The 20,184-nt window shown below is 44.6% G+C and carries 18 protein-coding genes; 10 read left to right on the top strand and 8 right to left on the bottom strand.

The genetic code is table 11. From position 1 onward, the window contains the following. Positions 1–93 precede the first annotated feature (93 nt). Positions 94–1,320, bottom strand: coding sequence for a right-handed parallel beta-helix repeat-containing protein (locus tag LAY41_RS03210; RefSeq protein ID WP_249093966.1), 1,227 nt, complete (start codon positions 1,318–1,320; stop codon positions 94–96). 204 nt (positions 1,321–1,524) lie between these two features. On the opposite strand from LAY41_RS03210, the gene LAY41_RS03205 reads away from it, so the two are divergent. Then, positions 1,525–1,755: a hypothetical protein gene (locus tag LAY41_RS03205; RefSeq protein ID WP_249093965.1), complete on the top strand. Its 231-nt coding sequence runs from the start codon at positions 1,525–1,527 to the stop codon at positions 1,753–1,755. Here LAY41_RS03205 and LAY41_RS03200 read toward each other — a convergent pair. The 6 genes from LAY41_RS03200 to LAY41_RS03175 all read right to left on the bottom strand — a co-directional run bounded on the left by LAY41_RS03200 (position 1,708) and on the right by LAY41_RS03175 (position 10,056). Further along, entirely contained in the window at positions 1,708–3,915 is a 2,208-nt protein-coding gene (locus LAY41_RS03200; protein ID WP_249093963.1) for a WD40/YVTN/BNR-like repeat-containing protein, read from the bottom strand. The two genes, LAY41_RS03205 and LAY41_RS03200, sit on opposite strands and share 48 nt — an antisense overlap. A gap of 110 nt (positions 3,916–4,025) precedes the next feature. Next, on the bottom strand, positions 4,026–4,970 hold the full coding sequence (locus LAY41_RS03195; protein ID WP_249093960.1) for a glycosyltransferase family 2 protein: 945 nt from the start codon (positions 4,968–4,970) through the stop codon (positions 4,026–4,028). 49 nt (positions 4,971–5,019) lie between these two features. Continuing rightward, entirely contained in the window at positions 5,020–6,114 is a 1,095-nt protein-coding gene (locus LAY41_RS03190; RefSeq protein WP_249093958.1) for a glycosyltransferase, read from the bottom strand. 63 nt (positions 6,115–6,177) lie between these two features. Further along, positions 6,178–7,146, bottom strand: a complete 969-nt coding sequence (locus tag LAY41_RS03185) for a methyltransferase domain-containing protein (protein WP_249093956.1) — start codon at positions 7,144–7,146, stop codon at positions 6,178–6,180. Positions 7,147–7,211: 65 nt separating this feature from the next. Continuing rightward, on the bottom strand, positions 7,212–8,360 hold the full coding sequence (locus LAY41_RS03180; RefSeq protein WP_249093954.1) for an O-antigen ligase family protein: 1,149 nt from the start codon (positions 8,358–8,360) through the stop codon (positions 7,212–7,214). 202 nt (positions 8,361–8,562) lie between these two features. Further along, a complete protein-coding gene (locus LAY41_RS03175) occupies positions 8,563–10,056 on the bottom strand; it encodes an oligosaccharide flippase family protein (RefSeq protein ID WP_249093952.1) in 1,494 nt (497 codons plus the stop codon). A gap of 505 nt (positions 10,057–10,561) precedes the next feature. On the opposite strand from LAY41_RS03175, the gene LAY41_RS03170 reads away from it, so the two are divergent. The 5 genes from LAY41_RS03170 (at position 10,562) to LAY41_RS03150 (ending at position 17,556) form a co-directional block, all read left to right on the top strand. Further along, on the top strand, positions 10,562–12,772 hold the full coding sequence (locus LAY41_RS03170; RefSeq protein WP_249093950.1) for a GumC family protein: 2,211 nt from the start codon (positions 10,562–10,564) through the stop codon (positions 12,770–12,772). A gap of 122 nt (positions 12,773–12,894) precedes the next feature. Then, a complete protein-coding gene (locus LAY41_RS03165; protein ID WP_249093949.1) occupies positions 12,895–14,520 on the top strand; it encodes a YncE family protein in 1,626 nt (541 codons plus the stop codon). A 252-nt stretch (positions 14,521–14,772) separates the two neighbouring features. Further along, positions 14,773–15,933 (top strand): AAA family ATPase, encoded by a 1,161-nt coding sequence (locus tag LAY41_RS03160; RefSeq protein WP_249093947.1) that lies wholly within the window; start codon positions 14,773–14,775, stop codon positions 15,931–15,933. Positions 15,934–15,935: 2 nt separating this feature from the next. Continuing rightward, positions 15,936–16,610, top strand: a complete 675-nt coding sequence (locus LAY41_RS03155; RefSeq protein ID WP_249093945.1) for a phage tail protein — start codon at positions 15,936–15,938, stop codon at positions 16,608–16,610. A 25-nt stretch (positions 16,611–16,635) separates the two neighbouring features. Then, positions 16,636–17,556 carry an alpha/beta hydrolase gene (locus tag LAY41_RS03150; RefSeq protein WP_249093943.1) on the top strand — a complete coding sequence of 307 codons (921 nt, stop codon included), beginning with the start codon at positions 16,636–16,638 and terminating at the stop codon, positions 17,554–17,556. 4 nt (positions 17,557–17,560) lie between these two features. On the opposite strand, the gene LAY41_RS03145 is transcribed toward LAY41_RS03150, so the two are convergent. Further along, positions 17,561–18,175 carry a GerMN domain-containing protein gene (locus tag LAY41_RS03145; RefSeq protein ID WP_249093942.1) on the bottom strand — a complete coding sequence of 205 codons (615 nt, stop codon included), beginning with the start codon at positions 18,173–18,175 and terminating at the stop codon, positions 17,561–17,563. A 26-nt stretch (positions 18,176–18,201) separates the two neighbouring features. On the opposite strand from LAY41_RS03145, the gene LAY41_RS03140 reads away from it, so the two are divergent. From LAY41_RS03140 to LAY41_RS03125, 4 genes are all read left to right on the top strand, one after another. Next, positions 18,202–18,423 carry a hypothetical protein gene (locus tag LAY41_RS03140; RefSeq protein ID WP_249093940.1) on the top strand — a complete coding sequence of 74 codons (222 nt, stop codon included), beginning with the start codon at positions 18,202–18,204 and terminating at the stop codon, positions 18,421–18,423. Positions 18,424–18,467: 44 nt separating this feature from the next. Continuing rightward, positions 18,468–19,103, top strand: coding sequence for a hypothetical protein (locus tag LAY41_RS03135; protein ID WP_249093938.1), 636 nt, complete (start codon positions 18,468–18,470; stop codon positions 19,101–19,103). Positions 19,104–19,282: 179 nt separating this feature from the next. Further along, positions 19,283–19,495 carry a DUF2997 domain-containing protein gene (locus LAY41_RS03130; protein ID WP_249067990.1) on the top strand — a complete coding sequence of 71 codons (213 nt, stop codon included), beginning with the start codon at positions 19,283–19,285 and terminating at the stop codon, positions 19,493–19,495. 8 nt (positions 19,496–19,503) lie between these two features. Then, positions 19,504–20,046: a nucleotide exchange factor GrpE gene (locus tag LAY41_RS03125; protein ID WP_249093936.1), complete on the top strand. Its 543-nt coding sequence runs from the start codon at positions 19,504–19,506 to the stop codon at positions 20,044–20,046. Positions 20,047–20,184 lie beyond the last annotated feature (138 nt).

Genomic DNA, 20,184 nt, shown 5'->3' with positions numbered 1-20,184 from the left:
AAAATCTAAATTCTATAAACCTTAGCGTACCTTTGCGCTAACCTCTGCGTCCTTTGCGTTAAAAAAACCAATTCCGAACCTAGCGGATCGATCTCACACTTTTAAAGAGTATATTTCCCCATCGGGATTAGTTACCTTAATAACCGATCCCGATCCGGGACTTACAGGCGTGACGCAACTCAAACGACCGAAAGATACCACCTGTTTGTCGGTACAATTTGCATTATCTACCTCCACCTTTATCGGAGAGGTCATCGCCGCGTAATCCACGACGGCGACAGGCGCGGGTCCCTTTAGCGCGTACTTCAATTCGGTCTCAAACGCGCCTATATGAGAAGATGTAGAAATAGGCGCAACTTCGCAACCTGAATTAACGCATTGAGATTCATTTCGCAGCAGGGGATTGTAATTTTCCAGGCTAACACAACCCGGGTCTCCGCTCAAATTCGATGCCAAAGAGTTGTTAACAAATAAATTATTTGTCAGCGTCAAACCTGAAGGCACATTACTCGGATTTCCGCCATAAGAGTAAGAATAAGCGATGTTGTTGCGTAATTCGGTTCCCCCTTGCGAGTAATCCGATCTTTCTACCAAAAATACCACACCCATAATGGTATTGTTTACAAATTTGTTGCCGCTACTCCCATAATTTGTGTGGTTTGTTTTCAATCCCCACAAACAAACTGCGTCATTAGTAGTATTCCAATCAAAATTATGAGCGAACGTGCAATTGCTAACTCCTTCTACCACATTACCGCTGTCAATTCTGAAGCTACCGCTGTCTGAAATTGCGTAATCTTTAAATGATTCCAAATCGCCCAAACTTTTTGCGGGCGGCACTTTCGGCCAACGAGCTTCAATTAACATTTTGCGAGTGCCGCCATCGGTAATAAATACCTGAGAGCGTCCCAATCCCAAATTACCGTTGGGTGCGATCGCACTCTTGACAATTTTACCCGCATAAGTTTCCCACTTACCCGAAACTGCATCCAAACCGGATATTGTCGCTCTGCCAGTACCGTAAGAAGTTATTGTAATCGGTTTTCCAGCCGTGCCGCTGGAAATTGGTTTAACGGTTTCCCTAAAAGTGTCTCCTCCCCGCAGCGCCACCGTATCCCCGGCGACTGCTTTGTTTAACGCAGCTTGAACTGTAGCTAAGGGAGTTTCCGAACTCAGACCGTTATTAGCGGTATCGCTTCCGTTCTTAGATACGTAGTATAGGGTCATAAATAATCTTGTCCAACCAACGGTAGAATGCAGTCCTGTGAGTCTTGCGATCGGACGAGTGTTTTCCTTACGCAATTCGATACCATATCTCATTTCTCTGGCTTTGTCAAGCCTAGCTTTATAGATTTGCGGCGGGGTCGCGATAAGCCAACCTATGCTTTTAGCCGTATTTTTACCGAGAGTCGGGTTTTTACCTTACGCCTTTTGATGTATATAACTACAAATTTATACTGATGCAGAGTCGGATACTATTCAATAAACTGAAATAGTAAAGTTATCCAAAGTCAGGGTCGTGATATGAAAAGAACTATAAAGAATCTGACAGCCACACCCGTAATGTTGCTCTTCACTGCTGGCGCTTTCGTCGTTTTGGCAGTTTCAGTAGTTTTGATGGCGGGCGAGTCGCTGGTTTCGGCGGTAGTGTCATCCAAGACAACAACAAAAAAAGGCGATCGCAAACCGAAAGCGCTCTCCCCAGAACTACTTAGCGTTGTAGCTTCGCCCAGCGCCGAATTCAGCGGAAGATAAAGCAGCGAGAGCTTTAGAACTATCCGGAGTACCGTAGAAGATTCCCCTGCCGTTGGTGCCTATAAAGACCAGCCCAAATTGCTGCCAGCTTCCCTCCATCACATTAGGCTCACCACCGATAGGATTCTGGGGCGAACCGATGCTTGCCCACGTTTGTCCGCTATCAAGAGAACGAAAGATGCCCGAGCCCATGCCAGTCACTTTACCATACAGATAAAGGGCGGGAGTACTGCTTCCCGTCGGCGATTTCCCGAAAGCAAATAAATGCGCTCTTTCAATAGATGGTAGCTTGGCGAATGTCTTACCTCCGTCTATCGATCGAAATAAACCCTTCCAATCCAGGCTGAGCCAAACTTCATCTTTAACACCTAGAACTGTTTTCAGAGCATACCAATCACTGCTTGGAACCGATGAGTTGACAACGCTGAAAGATGCACCCCCATCAGTACTGCGGTAGACTTTGCCGTCGCTGTAGTAGTAAAAAGTATTGCCATCTACTTTATCTTCTGCCAGAGGCTGACCCCAATACCACGGGCCTTCCGGGCCATTGGGCAGTCCAGATACTGCACTCCAGTTAGCTCCCCCATCGGTTGTGCGAATAGCTTGACCTTTACTAACAGTCACGACGAACAGATTTGGGTTGGTTGCCGATACAGCCACGCGCACCGGCACGGTGTTTGCTGGAAATGAAGGAAACCTCGTCCACGTCAACCCGCCGTCAAGTGAAGTTGCTCCTGTATAGGTTGAGTTCCATCGGGAACCACCGACGCGGACTACGCGCAACGGATCGCTTTGAGAATAGGCGATGCTGTGGGTATCGCGATTGGCGTTATTCAATTGTGCAATGCCGTCAAACCTTTTGGACGGATAAGCGTTAAGTTGGTTGTTGTGGTAGAAACCGTCTACATCGGCTACGCCGCTCAACAATGCAGCGCCTTTAGGAGGTGCGGCCAGCGCGAAAGCAACTATTTCTTCGTGTCCTTGCTGATAGTTAGTCCAAATCACCGAATTCGCGTTGATATTTTCTGTCTGCCAAATCCCAAATCCGTCAGTCAACCAAACTTTGCCCGGAATTTTTGGGTCAAATTCAATAGCGGAAGTCCATAAGGAAAACATCGAGTCATCCCACCAAGGAACGGTGTGCTTTATCGATGCCTTTTTCTCCGTCCAAGTAGCACCGCCATCTGAACTGATGTATATTTTAGTATAGGTTGACTGACCCAAGGCTACTATTATTTGGTTGGGGTTAGTCGGGTTAACAGCCAACGCATTGAAAGCGGCTTGATTGCCATCAGGCGTGATATTGCTCCAAACTTTGTTCGCATATTTGCTAACTCCGGACATATGGGTCACATACAATACGCCGTTGCTTGGAACAGCTATTCGCTGTGGTTGCTTTGGGCTTCCCTCTATTTTGCTCCAAGTAACACCAGTGTCAGCAGATTTATATATTCCGTCTCCATAGACATTGGCGTAGACTAAACCCGGCTGCTGCTTGTCAAACACGATGCCCAGGATGCCAATCTTTGGTGTAAGATTTGGGGAAAAAGAAGTAACTTTAGCCCATGTCTTTCCCGCATCCGACGACTTCCACAGTCCATCGTGCCGCGAACCAAAAAAGATAACATTAGAGTTAGACGGATCGACAGCTAATCTATTTCCCGCCCAGCGATGCTCATCGTTGCTGTCCATCCCCAAGTCTATATTCAGTTTTGTCCAAGTGTTGCCCTGATTTGTGGATTTAAAAATTGAGCCTTTGGGCTGCCACGCCGAGTATTTGCCCGCCGCCATGTAGACGATATTAGGGTTATTTGGATCGACGGCTAGCGCTTCTCCGCCGTAGTAGGTTTGCTGGGACTGGGGAAAGCTGTCATTTAATGGAATCCAGCTTTTAGAAGCTGCATTCCAACGATAAAAACCACCTACGTCAGTTCTGATATAAACAAGATCCTTTTGCAGGGGATGCAGGTAGATACCCGTAACAAAGCCGCCCCCTCCTATAGATACGTTAGCCCAGCGATACCCATTTCCTCCGGTGGCATAGGAAATTGGTGTTAGTTGCGATCGAGCTTGAGGCTGTTGGTTGCTACCAGTACAGCCAACCATAATGCCAATAAAAATAGGAACCACAGCCCGATGGATAAGTTTCGCTAGCGTCATAATTTAGTGAAAATTACTGTAGGCATATTCGGTTGCATACTCATTCATTACTTACTCGGCTTCCTTTACAGTAGGGTGCGTTCCAACGCACCTTACACTAATTTTAACGTTTAAAATGTAGTATTTTTCAAATAATTAAAAGCTGCTCTAGCATAAATTTCCACTTTCTCTGGTAGCGTCACCGAAGCTAGATGATTTTTGACCAATTCTCGATATTCTTCCTCAACACCTCCTGCACGCCAATACATACCCAAACCCGTTCCCACTAAATTATTAGCAAATTTAGAAAAATCAGGAAATTTAACTCGCAGCCAATAGCCTGTAATAGTGCCGATCCTGGCTTGCACCTTTTGTCTGTCATTCCTCATACTATACGCATTAGAGCCATGTACTCTATAAAGCGCTAATTCCTTATCCAACATCAAACCTTTACTCAGTCCTATGGCTGTAAATTCCAGATAACCATCGTTAAGACCAATTCTTTTAGCTTCCGGCATTGGCAGAATCTGCTGTAGCAATGAACGGGAAAAGCAGAGAGCAGTCGTAGAGGGAAGATGAGCTAATTTATTTTTTAGTTTGCCTTTTTTGATGTCGGCTCGCAAATCGTATTCGCGCTTCGGGAAACCGTTTTTACTAATAGATTCCCCTTCATGGCTGTTTTTAGGATTGAGTGGTTTGCCATTGTCGTCCACCCATTTAAGAGCATGGAAACACCAACCCAAGTCAGGGCTTGAGCCAAACGCATCTACGATTTCTGCCGCTTTTTCAGGCAGAAACATATCATCGGCATCCAAAAAGCAAATAATATCTCCTTTACTCGCTGCAAAGCCTGCGTTGAAAGCCGAAGCTTGTCCGCCATTTTCCTTTAGCAACGGGATAATTTTATCCCCGTAACTGGCGATAATTTCCCGCGAGTTATCGGTGGAACCGTCGTCCACCACAATTACCTCGGTATGGGGATAAGTTTGGTTGAGAGCGCTGTCAATTGCTTCGCCTAGAAAACGAGCGTAATTGTAGTTATTTATAGCGATGCTAACTAAAGGTTTATCTTCCATGCTTTCCCCCTTTCAGACTTTTTAAAATGAAACAGACATTCTGCAATTTTTAATTTACTTGCAAAACCTGGCGGTACTTTACTACAGCCTTGTCTAGCGAGAACTCAGCCGCTTTTTGCCGCAGTGCTTCAGCGTCAGGAGGCGAGTCTAAGGTGCTAGCGATCGCTTCTGCCATACCTTTGATATCCCCAACGGGTACTAATTTCCCATACTCTCCGTTTGACAAAATTTCTGCGGGGCCACTTTTGCAGTCAGTAGAGACTACTGGGGTTCCCGCTGCTAAAGCCTCAATCAGTACGGTAGGCAACCCCTCAAATAACGACGACAGTACGAATACCGCAGATGTTGCCATATAAGCGTAGGGGTTCGCCACAAATCCAGGTAAAGCCACATTTTCCGCTATACCCAGTTCCTGCACCAAAGCCTCCAAGTACGGTCGTTCTTTCCCCTCACCCAAAATCATCAGCCGCACTGGACGCTGTTGTTTCACAATAGCAAAAGCTCGAATCAGCGTAGCAAAATCTTTCTGCTTTTCCAGGCGTCCCACGCCTAAAATCACCGGAGGTTCACCAGGTTTAAACCAAGAATGATCCGGCGATTCGGTGGCTTTCTCGAATAATTCTGGGGTAACCACTGGGTTGTAGATCACTTTAATACGTTCTTTTGACAAACCCAGACTTGCCAAATCTTCAGCCGACCCTTGGGATACTGCAACAATTGCATCCGCCGAAGGGTAGAACCAGCGTGTTAAGTAAGGTGCAATTCGCCTTTTCAACTCAGTCGAGTTTTGCGATTCTTGCGAAAGCGTGTTATGCACGCTCACCACCACTCGGGTAGATACGCCAGCTAGCCTGCGAGCCCACAAAGCTACTATGTTAATGTCTTCCATAGCCGATAGCAGAACTGATGGTTTATTTTCTTTCAGGTAGCGTACCAGCGCAGGGAGGCTTGATAGCAGCCGCTTACTTTTCAGGTTGACGATTCGCACCTCTTTAGGTACTAAAGATAGGTAAGGTCCTTCAACCCTAAGTAAAACCAAGTCTACGCTTAAACCTTGCTCGACAAAAGCACGAATCAGGTTGATTATTACTCTTTCGACTCCACCGCCAAAGAGGTTTGGAATGAAAATTGCCACAGTAGACATTTTTAATTTTTTTCTCCCAGGCATTAGTAATGAATTTCTGCCAATTTCGGGTGAGAAGCAACTCTATTGTATACCTTTGTATAGTTTGAGCAGTTCCCGGTCGTCAAGAACGCGATCGCTCTTTTTGCCTAGAAAATAATATCCCGCTGCCGCATCAAACGTTCCCGCCTTATCAATTAAGAAATAGTCAAAGTATTTCAACCAAAACGATGTCAATCTGGTAAAAGCTTTGACAAAATTTTTGGCAGCTTTGTTCTTGACGAAACTCAAAAGAAAGTATTGATACGACCAAGCTAGTGCCATTCCCGGTCCGCACACCGGGCCACCAGAAATTTCTTCAAACTTTCGGAACAAACGGCGATGTCCTAAGTGGGTAAAGCGAGTAAAATCATATCTACCCATGTGTACTTGCTGCATAAATGGAGTTTCTGCATAAACCACCCCATTTGGTTTAAGTACCCGATGAATTTCTTCTACACATCGGTTTGGATCTACAACGTGTTCCAGTACAGCTTGTACAATTACGCCATCAAACGAGTTATCGGCAAAAGGGATGTCGTGCGCGTCGCATATCAATGCCGTACAGGGGCCAAAAGACACATCGCTGCTAATAATTTCCACCGCTGGATTGGATAATATATCTTCCATTCCTTCCCCAACTATTCCCCCACCGACTACCAAAATTTTAGGTCGAGCGTTCTGCTGCATAACCAGATCTAAAAACTTGTCATAATTCTTCTTTCCCTTCACATTGGCGTTAATGTCAGGCAGGAGATTGCTTACGAACTGTTTTATTTTAGATTGGGATTGGAAATCGAACGTGGTATCTTTATAATTTAGAAAATCCTCAAAAGAAAAAATACTGGACTTTTCGTCGATCAGAATAGGTATCCCCTCAACTACCGGAAAATTACTTTTACACTGGGAATTCGTGCATTGAAATTGCTCGTTTTCCCAGACCACTTTTGATCTGCAAACCGGACAGCAGAGTAGTTTTTGCGTGCTTTCCGTTAGTTTTACTTGGGTATTCATGGCGGTATTCCTCTGCTATAATCTCAACTAAAATCGATGGTTAACAACACAAAACAAGTACGATATTACGGTAAGCTTTCTATGCTTGTTCGACCAGCCATTTCTTTTCTCAGGCTTTCGCTTTCCGACCTAGTATTTGCCATCGGGACACGCTTCAAAGAAAGGGTGATTGCTACAAATAATACCCAATATATCGAGTTTTGTTCTACAATTGTACTTTCAGTGTAGTTATACATTGGTAAGAACGTCACGTAAATTAGCGGCCATAGAGATTCAGATGTTTTACCAAAGCGAGCCCAATTTATTGCGCGGATGTAGGCGAAAAGAATACTAAGCCCAAAAAACAACAGCCCTAACAAGCCAATTTCAACTCCTAAGTTTAAAAAGCCATTGTGAGCCTGGTACACCTTATAGCGAACTGCACGCCAAACATAGGATGACTCCCCCCCTTCTATCCAGAAAGCCTCAAATCCATAGCCCAACCAAGGGCGCTCCCAGATTTTCTCCATTACAGCATCCCAAATGTATGTACGACCGCTGAGGGTGGGATCGCGCCCCAGACTAAACAGAAAGTTCTCCCAATTACCCACAGTCCACGTAGCTATACTTCCACCCACTAATATAATAGTGATAAAGAAGGGAATAGCCAGGTTATCGCTCCACCGCAAAGCTTTGTAGAGAGGCACGAGAATCATAAGGGTAATAAGAATAACCAGGGCAGTTTTTGAAGTTGAAAGCAGAATCAGGACAACTGTAAGACCAAAAACAGCCCACCAAACGTAACGATACCTGCGAGCATTCATAGCAACAAGCAAGGGAGGCAGCGCCGATACAACCATAAGGCGAGCAAACATATTTTTGTGCATCAAAGGACCCCGCCATGCTCCCGGATGCAGCCCTTGCTCTACCCCGGCTCCCCGCAACGCCAGACTATAAAATAAGCTGAACACTGCTGCTATGCCAACTGCCCACGCTACTATTCGCAGTTGCTCTTTCAAGCTATAGCGCGAAGCCAAATACACTCCAAACAAGGTTGTCAGTAGTGCAGTTAGACCGTATTTTCGCGAATCGTAGGGGAAATCAGACCAACTAAACGAGGTAACGACAATTGCCATCAAAGCCCATAAGAATGGGTCTCTCATAGCAGGACGAACAACACTTTTAAACCGTGCAATCAGAAAGAAGATGCTAATTGCATAAATCGCCAACTGCATTAGCAACACGATCTTGTCGAACGCGGAAGCGACATAAACACCATATCCAGGCACACCCTCCGAGACGTTGTAATAGCTTGAGAAATTCAAGACGCCCGTGAAAACTAGCAGCCCAAAAACGGCGAATCTTTTTTCAAAAAAGTTTAGGAGTGGGTTCACAACTAATGGCGGTGGTAAACGACTCTATAATTAATTTTTACCCTTACGATTGTGCTTCGCGCTTTACCCCCCTGAGGCTAGCAATGTAATCTTTCAGCTTCTGCTGGGTGTTGGGCAATAAAGCCACTGCTACTAAGCCCAAAGCCGCCCACCATCCTAACTGATAAACAAACAAAGCCGCTGTACAGGCAGCCCACCACAAACCAGCCAGCCGATAGTCGGGATTGCCAATATAGCGCACCAGGTAGAAGTGGATCGCAACATAACCAGCCAAGGTCGCCACCTCGGCCCAGCCGTACCCCACTAACCCGAAACGGGGCACCAGCAGGAATGCCGACCCTAGAAAAATGGCTATATGCACCACATGAAAGGCTGTAACCTCCCAGTTACGCCGGAGCACGTAGAGAGCTGAGGAGTGCATATTGAACAGCGAGTTGGTCAGATTGCTCAAGGCGATAAAAGCATAAACCTGCACCACTGGAAGCCAGCGCGGACCAAACACTAGAGGAATCAGCCAAGGCAAAAGCCAGCTGGCCGCTACTAGGAGAGGGCCCAAAGCTAAAATCTGGAGACCCATGCCTTCGGTCACGGCTTTCACCAGTCGGTCTCGATCGCCCTGCAAGCGACCTAAGGTGGCAATGGAAATCCGCCAGGTTGCCGCTTTTACGAAACTGAGAATGTCTATTATGCGGATGGCTAAGGCTACGTATCCCACTGCCTCTGCCCCAGCGTACCGCCCTACCAGCAACGGGTTGACTAAGGTACGCAGCTGCCACACCCACATTGAGGCGGAGAAGCCGGTGCTGTAGCCCAGCATTTCCTTAACTAAATTCAGATCCCAGGAAAAACCGGGACGGTAGTTGGCACTCCAGTACAGGAGTGCTAGAGACTGGATTTGCTGAACCCACCATCCACCCACCAGCGCCCATACTCCGGCTCCCCGGAAGGCCATTGGAAACGCCACCAAATAATAGACCAGCTGACCGAAAAGCTCAATTAAAGCTACCCGCTTGTAGTCCAGGTTCCGCTCTAGCCGAGCCATAGGTACTTGATTCAACAGAACCACTGGGAGTCCCAAAAACAAAACTTGTGCCACAGAGCGAAACCCTTCTAGGTTCACCCACTTTTCTAAGAGGGGAAGCGCTAAAACGGCTAGGAGCATTCCTCCCAGTCCTTGGAAAAGCAGAAGGGTGAAAGCTTGGTGGTATACTCCCAGTTGTTCTTCCCCTTCCCGCCGCACCAGATAAACTTCAATTCCCAACTGGCTGAGCATCTGAAGATAGAGAAATATACTGGTGGCGGCTGCGTAGATACCGTATTTCTCAGGGCCGATGACACGGGTGAGCAGCAGCACTCCCGCCAAGCTGATTATTACACCCAGTCCCTGACGCAGTACCAGGTAGGTGCCTCCACGCAATACTTGAGTCCGCAGGCTCATGGTTGTCCCCTGAAAAAGCCAATGGTGCAAAGCAAACAATCCGACATTAGAACTAAAGGCTTCCAGAAAACAAGCGGGTCTAAAAAGATATTCAGCCACCGAATCTTGGGGGCGTCTGGGGAGGGAGACTCTTTGACGGGAGGCGCAGTTGTGATCACGATGCGTTTGACGGATTGTCAGCCTACTAAAATTTTAAGTTTAATACCATTTCACTATTGTCTTGCAACAGATAGGCCCGCTCCTCTGCTGCTGACTGATTTTCCCTGAAGTCTACTTCAAATCAACACAACGCTGCAAGTTTTGAGCCCTCATACCTGCGCTGGCTGTGGTGGAAGTCGGATAAAAGGCGCTCCGGCGTAGCCCAGAGCGCTTTTTCAGCTTCTAGGTGCTTGTTGTTGCTCTTGGGGGTGAGCGATATCTAACTTAAGCCCAAGTGCGATCGCAAAATGTTTGAATTCCCCAATACTACTAGGCTAAGATTATGAGTACCTGCCCCAGATCAGCCAGGAAATGGTTTAGACTACAATGATCTAAGATATCTGGCAGCTGATGTAACTCTCCTACTGCCAGAAAAGCTTGCAAACACTCTCTGGTGTCAGCATTTATGGAAGCTAAAGAATACACCGAAGACATAGATTTTAAAAAGTACTGGCTTATTCTAAGACGGCGTTGGCTACCAGCTGGAACTGTCTTTGTAATTGTTGTTACATTGGCAACCGCATTTGCCTTCTTGAAAAAGCCTACCTATGAAGCGCAAGGAAAGCTTCTGTTTAAAAGGAGAAATACTACTTCTTCGCTAGTAACGGATGCGGGGGCCAAAATAGGAGAGTTGGAGCCTCTAAATCAAATGGATACTCCTATGGATACAGAGGCAGAGGTAGTTCGTTCTGTCCCCCTGATCCAAAAAACCATAACTGCACTAAACATAAAAGACAAAAAGGGCGATACCCTGAAACCTGAAGACTTCCTAAAACAGCTGACGGTGAAAGGTATCAAAGGCACCGGGGTGTTGCAGATTACCTTTAAAAGCAAAGATGCTCAGGAAGCTGCGGCGATAGTCAACAAACTCATGGGTCTCTATATGGAGGCCAATGTACTTAATAACCGGGCTTCTGCGGCTGCGGCTCGCCAATTTATTACCAAGGAGCTACCTCAAGTAGAAGACAGAGTTCGTCAAAAAGAAGCAGCTTTACGCAGCTTTAAAGAAAAAAACAACATTGTAGCTCTTGAAAGGGAAGGAGCCACGGCTGTAGATTCTATTGCGGACTTAGACAGACAAATTTCGGGAGCTCAGGCTAAGCTTGAAGATGCAGCGGCTCGCGCTGCTGCGCTCCAAGGCAAGATAGAGCTGAATTCGCGGCAAGCCATAACTGCGAACTCGCTGAGTCAATCTCCTGCGGTGCAGCAGGCGCTTGTACAATTACAAGAAGTGGAACGCCAGCTGACAGTCGAGCGAACCCGCTTTCTGGATACGCACCCGGTAATAACTGACTTGGAGAGTAAGAAAGCGTCTCTAAAAGCTTTGCTGCAAGAGCGGGTAGGAGAGACTATCGGCGCTGATAGCCAAGTGCCTAACAAAAATTTGCAGATTGGGCAGCTTAAAGAAAAACTCAGCGAAGAACTTGTCAATTCAGAGGTAGAAGGCTTGGGTTTGGCTAATCAATTAACTTATCTAACTCGCGCCAAGTCCGTTTACAGACAACGAGCTAATATCCTACCCAGATTGCAAGAGGGAGAGCGGGATCTAGAGCGGCAAGTAGAAGCGGCTCAATCTACCTATAAAATTCTTTTAAAAAATCTGCAAGAAGTACAAATTGCAGAAAATCAAAATGTGGGTAATGCCAGCGTCATCGAGTACGCCAGCGTTCCAGAAAAGGCTGTCGGTAAGGGAAAAAGTGTAACCGTAGCCGCAGGAGCAGTCGCTGGCATTATGCTTTACGCGATCGCAGCTTTCCTTATAGACTTGAGAGACCCATCGCTCAAAACTGCTAAAGAGGTGCGGGAATTATTTAGGTATACCGTGCTGGGAATGATTCCTTCTAGGAAGAAAAAACTTAGCCTTCCTAATAGAAAACTAGACGGAATTGTGCCGCAGCTTCCCGTTAGAGACACTCCTCATTCGATAATCAGCGAAGCGTACCGGATGCTTCAGGCTAACCTGAAATTTCTCAGCCCGGATCGGGAGTTGAAAACGATTGTGGTAACAAGTTCTGTTTCTAAAGAGGGCAAGTCTACAGTTTCGGCAAATTTGGCTGCAACTATGGCTCAATTGGGAAGCCGGGTGTTGTTGATAGATGCGGATATGCACCATCCGATGCAACATCATATATGGGACTTAACCAATGCTGAGGGACTGAGCGATGTGATTGTCGGTCGGGCTGATTTTAATATGGCTGTAAAAGAGGTGATGGATAACCTGGATGTGCTTCCATCGGGGGTAATACCTCCTAACCCATTAGCCCTTCTTGATTCCAAGCGGATGGCCTCATTAATTGAGGATTTTTCTAAGAACTACAATTTTGTAATTATCGATACCCCTCCGATTGTACTTGTGGCGGACGCCCTTAGCTTGGGCAAAACGACTGATGGTATTTTATTGGTGGTTCGCCCGGGAGTGGTGGATACTGTCAGTGCTACTGCTTGTAAAGAATTTTTGGTGCAATCAGGTCAGAAGCTGCTGGGTTTAGTAGTCAATGGTGTGATTATTGAAAACGAACCTGATAGTTACTTCCATCAGGCAAGGGCGTACTACCAGGAGTCTACAACCTCAAAAGCGCCTGGGTCCAAAACTGAAAAAATTTCTTTGCGATCGTAATAGCTCTTGAGCAGAGGGGCTCTTGAGCAGAGAAGTAGAGGAGCAGGCGATCTGGTTCGGATAATTTTCGGGGTAATGGCACCCCTTCTATAGATGACACTTGGGTCATAGAATGGCAGCTAATGCCACTTTCAGTTTCTACCATCGTGATTCAGCAAATTACAGAGCAGGAAACCGTTTTCTCGCAAGCGCAACAGGGAGACCCTCAAGCGATCGCCACCCTGATCAACGAGGTTATATGGAAAAAAGGCATCACAGCCACAGTCAGTCGAGAGGGCGACTCTCTGCAACTTACCTTGATATCCCAGCAAGCCTACTCCCAAGAAGGCTGCGTCAAGTTCGTTTATGAAGGCTTGAGTCGCCTGGGAACCACACCTATTAAAACTGTGCGGGTAATAGGACAGCGACTCCACTCCCAAGTCCCTGCTTGGAGTCGGACTATTGAGTTGCAACCCGCCAAGTCTACACCAGTTGCGACGCCATCCCCAATTAGCCAGATTGTCGATCAGCCAAAGCCCCAACAAAAAGAGCCGAAAAAAAGGCACGCAATGCTTTGGTTTAGTGTTATTGTCTTGGCTTTGGTGGCGACGGTGGCGGGTATAGCTACCAAAGAGTTACTAGAAAATCGCACGTTAACCCCGGCCAAAAAGTCAGCCCCCCTGAAGCACCCAGCTTCTAAAGGGACTGGTAAAACTGCGCCAAAACCTCGCACAACTCCTAAAAATACTCCAGCTAAATCCGCTCAGCCTAAAGTTCCCACCCGGATGAAGCTTGAAAAAACCATTGCGGGCAAGATTTCGCCTAAATCGGTAGTGCATTCGGGTCAGGGTCTATTTTTTGCCCAAAACATGATGTACAGCCACACGATTACGGTGTACAACCGGGAGCATAAATTAGTAAAAACTATCCCGGATAATGTGGATTTAGCCAAATACGGTTATCTCAAATTCAAAGGCAATTACAGAGGGGCTCCTGTTGAAGCCAGTTTTTCCCATAATGGTAAGTATGCCTGGGTATCTAACTATCAGATGTACGGGCGTGGATTTAATAATCCAGGGACCGATCGCTGTTCTCCTTCTCCAAAGCTTGACGAGAGTTTTTTGTATCGAATCAATACAAAAAGTCTTCAGGTTGAAAAGGTGATCCAAGTCGGTGCTGTTCCCAAATTTGTTGCGACTACACCAGATAACCGCCTCGTACTGGTGAGTAACTGGTGTAGCTGGGATTTGAGCGTTGTGGATACGAACAAAAATAAGGAAATCAAACGGATTAAACTGGGGGCATATCCGCGTGGAATTGTAGTAGATAAAACTTCGCAAAAAGCCTATGTTGCGATCATGGGTTCTTCTGATATCGCTCAAGTAGACCTGAAAAAATATTCGGTCAAGTGGCTGAAAAATGTCGGTCGAGCGCCCCGTCATTTGAACATAGACCCGGCAGGAAAGTTTATTTACGCTACCTTGAATAATGAAGGGAAAATAGCCAAGATTGCTTTACCAAAAGGTAATGTTGTAGCTAAAGTCTCCACGGGTTCCGCGCCGCGCAGTATGGTTATATCCGATGATGGCGATCGGCTTTACGTTGTTAATTACAACAGCAATACTGTGAGTAAAGTTCGCACTCGCGATCTGAAGGTCGTGCAAACAGTTAATGTTGGATCTAATCCGATTGGGATTACTTACGATCCAAAAGCTAGGGAAGTCTGGGTGGCTTGCTATTCTGGGCAAATTATGGTTTTTCAAGATTAAGTTTGCCTGGTGTTGGCATTTAGGCAAAATGTAGGGGCGGGTTTTGTATTAGGGATATCTGTGAGATGCTTAATTTATCGGCTAAACCCGCCCCTACGCCAAAAATGGGTGCGTAAGTCCTGAATCTATCAAGTATTGTCAAGCACATACTTGATAGACTCCTTTTCCACCGCCACCAGTGAGTACGAATCTGAATTGAGGATATGGTAATTTTATGGTATAATTATTTAAGTGTAATAATGTCTTCGCCTTATGATTAAAGAAATTAGTATAGAAAATTATAAATCAATTCAAGAGTTAAAAATTGAATTGGGAAGAGTAACAGTTTTGATAGGTGAAAATGGCTGTGGTAAAACTAATATCTTAGAAGCTATAGCTTTAAGTTCAGCCGCAGCAAGTGATAAGCTAGATAATGAGTTTTTAGTTTCTAGGGGGATTAGAGTTACAGAACCTCAATTCATGCGATCGGCTTTTAATATCGACAATTTAAACAAAGAAATTAAAATATCTTTGCAGTTTCAGCCAGATAAAATTATTACCTATAATTTACAGCATGATGGTAAACCATATTCTAGTTGGTTTAGTTCAATTTTGTCTAATCAAGAGATACTTGTACAAATGCCAAGTATGTCGTCTGGATATGCTAATTTAATGTATGAAGATGCGAGGAACCTAAAAGAAATATTTTCAGAGGAAATTTATCAGGGTGTTTTAAAAGTTTTACTTGAAACTGATAAAGATATTTTGAATTTGAAAAGCTTCTTAATTTTTTCTCCTCAAAACTCAAGTTTACGCATTTTTAACGAAGAAGGTCAAATTCAACCTTTAGGGATCGAAGGAGAAGGATTATTCAAACTTTTAACGGTTTTGAATTTAGAAGCAAATCAAGGTAAGCTGCAAGAAATTAAAGAAAAAATGCAGCTGATAGATTGGTTTGAAGATTTAGCAATTCCCCATAATTTATCTCCTGCTGAGAGAGTAATTCAAATCAAAGATAAATATTTAGCATCTGAACTAGATTATTTCAATCAGAATAGTTCTAATGAAGGATTTTTGTTTCTCCTGTTTTACTTCTGCCTTTTTATCAGCGATGATACACCTAAGTTTTTTGCTGTAGATAACATTGATGCTTCGCTTAACCCTAGATTAGGGCGTCGATTGATTAAAGAATTAGTAGAATTAGCCAAAAAATATGATAGGCAAGTTATTTTTACAACTCATAACCCAGCAATTTTAGATGGATTAAATTTAGATGATGATGAACAAAGACTTTTTGTGATTTACCGCAACAAATTAGGTTATACTAAAGCCAGAAGAATTTTTACACCAAAACCTCTGGAAGGACAAGAACCTGTAAGATTATCAGAAGCATTTTTGCGCGGTTATATCGGTGGATTACCTAAGAATTTTTAATTATGATTAGTTTTGGATTAATTACAGAGGGACTGACGGATCAGATAGTTATTGAAGATATTTTAAGTGGATATTTTAATACTGACGATATCATTGTCAACCCTCTGCAACCAGAAAGAGATAAGGATGATGAAAATAAATCAAATTATGGTGGTTGGACGCTGGTTTTCAAATATTGTCAGTCCAAAGATTTCCGAGAAGCATTTCAATTTAATGAATATGTGATTATTCAAATTGATACTGATGTTTCAGAAGAAATAAATTATAATATTCCCAAGCGAGACGAGAATGGTGAATTAACGCCAGAACAGTTGATAGAAAAAGTCAAAGAAAAATTCCAGCTTTTAATTGGTGAAGATTTTTATATAAAATATAATCATAAAATAATTTTTGCGATTGCAGTACATTCTATTGAATGTTGGTTACTTCCTCTTTATTACCAAGATAAAAGAAAAGCAAAAATAACCAATTGTTTAAATACATTGAATCAAGAACTTGGCAAAGGTGAAAGCTTTAGAATTGATGCTAATAAGAAAAATCCTCAATATTATCGAAAAGTTTCTCGCCAATATTGTAAACAGAAAGTTTTGATGAAGCTTTACCAAGAAAATCCCAGTTTTAAAGTTTTCATACAAGAGATTGAGAAAAGAAATATTGTGATAGAAGATGATGGTTAATATAAGATGAAAAAATCAAAACCGAATGCCTCTCGACCCACAAGTCCAGAAACTCTTGCAGCAACTAGCACAGCTAGAACTCCCACCTCTCACTACCCTCTCACCATCACAGGCGCGGGAACTAGCCGCCAAGCTGCGGGGCAAACCCCTCAGACCCCTAGCGCTTGCCAGTGTCGAAAATCGTACTATCCCCGGTGATATTGCCATCCGTATCTACACGCCACATGGCAAAAAACCCTTGCCAGTGCTGGTTTTCTTTCACGGCGGCGGTTGGGTTTTGGGCGACTTGGATGTAGCAGATAGTACCTGTCGTTCTCTCGCTAAGGATGTTGGGTGCGTGGTAGTGTCGGTAGACTATCGGTTGGCACCGGAACACAAGTTCCCAGCTGCGGTGGAAGATGCCTATGCTGCAACCGTTTGGGTAGCAAATAATGCTAGTGTTATTAATGCGGATGTAACTCGCATTGCTGTCGCGGGAGATAGCGCCGGAGGCAATTTGGCTGCGGCGGTGGCGTTGATGGCGCGGGATAGAGGAGAACCAGCACTGGCATATCAAGTTCTCATTTATCCTGTAACTCAATATGCTTTTGATACTGAGTCTTACCGTGAATATGCGGAAGGTTGCGGTTTGACAAAGGAGGAGATGATTTGGTTCTGGCGTCACTACCTGGCTAATACCGCCGATGGAGAAAATCCCTATGCTTCACCGCTATTAGCCGAAAATCTAAGCCAATTGCCACCAGCGCTGATTATTACTGCTGAATGTGATGTGCTGCGGGATGAGGCGCTAGCGTATGCTACTCGGTTGCGATCGGCTGGGGTGTCGGTATACTTAAAGCAATATGATGGGATGATTCACGGATTTGTGGGGATGGCGCTGGTGCTGGATGGGGGGAAAAATGCGATCGCAGATATTGCAGCTCAATTACGTTCAGTATTTAAGTAATGAGTTATCTTCTACGCAAACAAAGATTTTCGCCACTCATATCCCCAAGACAGTCGCCTTCTTTCGTCAGGATAATAACTGATTTGACTGTGGAAAATTGCTTCAGTGTCGCTTTAATAGAACTTGTGACGCGAGCATCATCTCCGATACCAGCTGAAGGAATTATTTTACAGAATTTTATTCGCGCTACTCCAGAAGAAATCGAGAGAGTAAAATCGCTGCCACAGTTAGAACTGCCTCTGAACTGAATCGGCTTAATAAAACCCATTCTGGTTTCATTACTGGTTGGCCCAACAATCAATTGCTCGATCGCAAATCGACTTAGATCCCGCCGTTGCGTTGTCCGCAAAACTGGCTCAACATGGCCGAGGTCTGTCGTGTTTCTGGAGTAGTTAGGAAAAAATACTTTAACCCGGTTTTGAGTTACCTTCACCGCATCAGATGTTTCTTGAAAAGCTGGTTTCGTTTTAGCGCTTTCTTTTAATATCTCTGATTGCGGTTTGATTGTTGACTGATTTGAGGTTACTGCTCCAGCCACAAATTTTCCATCAGTACTGACACCACAAAGTGTCATTAGCAGGCCAAAAGATAGTAAAGTTGACTTACGAATAATAGACATTTTTACTCTCGTTCTTTTAAAATCAGATGACTTATACTGTTTTGGGTAGCATTGCAGCATTGATTGCGGACATATCAATATGCGATCGCTCACAGTCTGGATCGGGAAAACTTAGTATGAATAGAGTCATTGCGATCGCTTTTTGTTCCCAACTCCAACTTCCTCTACTTAGTTTCTTTTTTTACAATGTCGCTCAAGAAATCCTTACCTTAGTTTTGATTTTTTGCCGTTCCCAAACAAGATATTGACAATAAACTAGAGATATGTATGAACAAAAGTGAGGCGATCGCAAATGGATGAAGTCATAAAAAAAGTAGCTGCTTTAGGATTACCTGGAGTTGTTCTAGTGATTGCGATGGCGACTACAGGCTTGACAGGTGCAGCCGCCATCACAGCAGCTTTAGCAATACTGGGTGGCCCAGCGGGAATGTTGGGAGGAATCGCCGTCTTGGGGCTGACAGCATTGATTGCAGACGCACTGGCTAAACTGAGTCTGGAAGATTTCCTAACAGCGATTTATTGCGAAAGACGACAATCTGAAGCACATGGAAAGCTGCTAAGCGAGATTGACTCTTTATCGCTGTTTGATGGTGACATCAAAGATAGACTCAAAAGCACTATCACTGACGGGTGTGGCTGTGGAAGCGTGGTAAACTCTAATACAACGGATGACACCAGAGAAGTTATAGCCATTTTAGACAAAGTGCCTGGAATGACTCGCGCTCACCACAGAGACTTTAAGCATTCTAATCCGATTCTCCGGCTGCGGGATGGGACATCTGTGAGAACCTGGAAAAACCCAGTCGGCGTTGACCATGTTTTTTTAGGCGATCGCAATGACAAAATGGTTTATGGTGGTTTTGTCGGCTGGATTCATAGTGACGGACTCAAGTCTGCCATAGATCGGATTAGAAGAGACTTTACCTAAAGTACAACTAACCGATTTTAGATGGGAGAATGGCAGAATTGGAAATTGGGAATTGAAAATTGTTGGCATATTCAATTTTATCCTTCGCTCCCCGCTTCCGCAGTACCTAGTTCCCTTGAATGGCAAAATGAATAGAATCGAGTTAAACTGTTAAATAACTTCAATCCAAAAATCCTATCATGGCTGAGTATCGCAAGATTGAATATCGCATTGGCACTGACGGCAAGATAACTGAAACCGTACTCAACGCCTCTGGCTCCACCTGTACCGAAACCACTTCAGGAATTGAAAAAGCTTTGGGTAAAGTAGAATCTCAAAAGCTATTTCCAGAATACTATCAGGAAGATGAAGACCTCATCAACGAAGAAACGCAATCTCAGACTGAAATGTAGAGTAATTGATGATGGTTAACAACCCCAATCTATTTTTGTTTGGTTGCGTTCTGTGGTTGGTGATCGTTTGGCTAATTTTGAGCCTGCGGCACTCTAATAAAGTCGATTCCCCCACAGAAAGTAATACGGCTGCTGCAAGAGAGATAGAAGAGTTGCGGCAAGAATGTCTGCGACTGCGAGAAGAATTGCAGCAACAATCAAAGCAGCTAAAAACTGATTTCCAGAATGCTACTTTCTCCCAATTGCAAACGCTGTTAAACAACTATCCCAGCGTCCGCAAAATGACGGAAGCGAAACCAGATTTACCAGCCAAAAATTTGGTTTCGCTGTTTACTCCTTTGGATAACCTTTTGGCTAGTTGGGGATACGAACAAATTGGTTCGGCTTGGGAACAAGTTCCATATAATCCCCAACTGCATCAACCGGATACCAATGATATTGCAGAAGGGGAATTTGTTTATATCCGGTTTGTCGGTTATCGAGAGGGGTCGCGCATTCTCTCCCCCGCGAAAGTCAGCCGCACTTTGCCGATTTCTTCTCCATCTCAATAAGAGTGGGAGAGTGGGAAGTCAAAAGTCAAAAGTCAAAAGTCAAAAAGGGAGTGGGGGAGTGGGGGAGTGGGGGAGAAATTTTATTGACAAATGACAAATGACAAATGACAAATGACAAATGACAAATGACAAATGACA

The organism is Argonema galeatum A003/A1 (assembly GCF_023333595.1).
In the GTDB taxonomy this organism is placed as follows: Bacteria; Cyanobacteriota; Cyanobacteriia; order Cyanobacteriales; family Aerosakkonemataceae; genus Argonema; species Argonema galeatum.
This window is presented reverse-complemented; position numbering and strand designations above follow the sequence as displayed.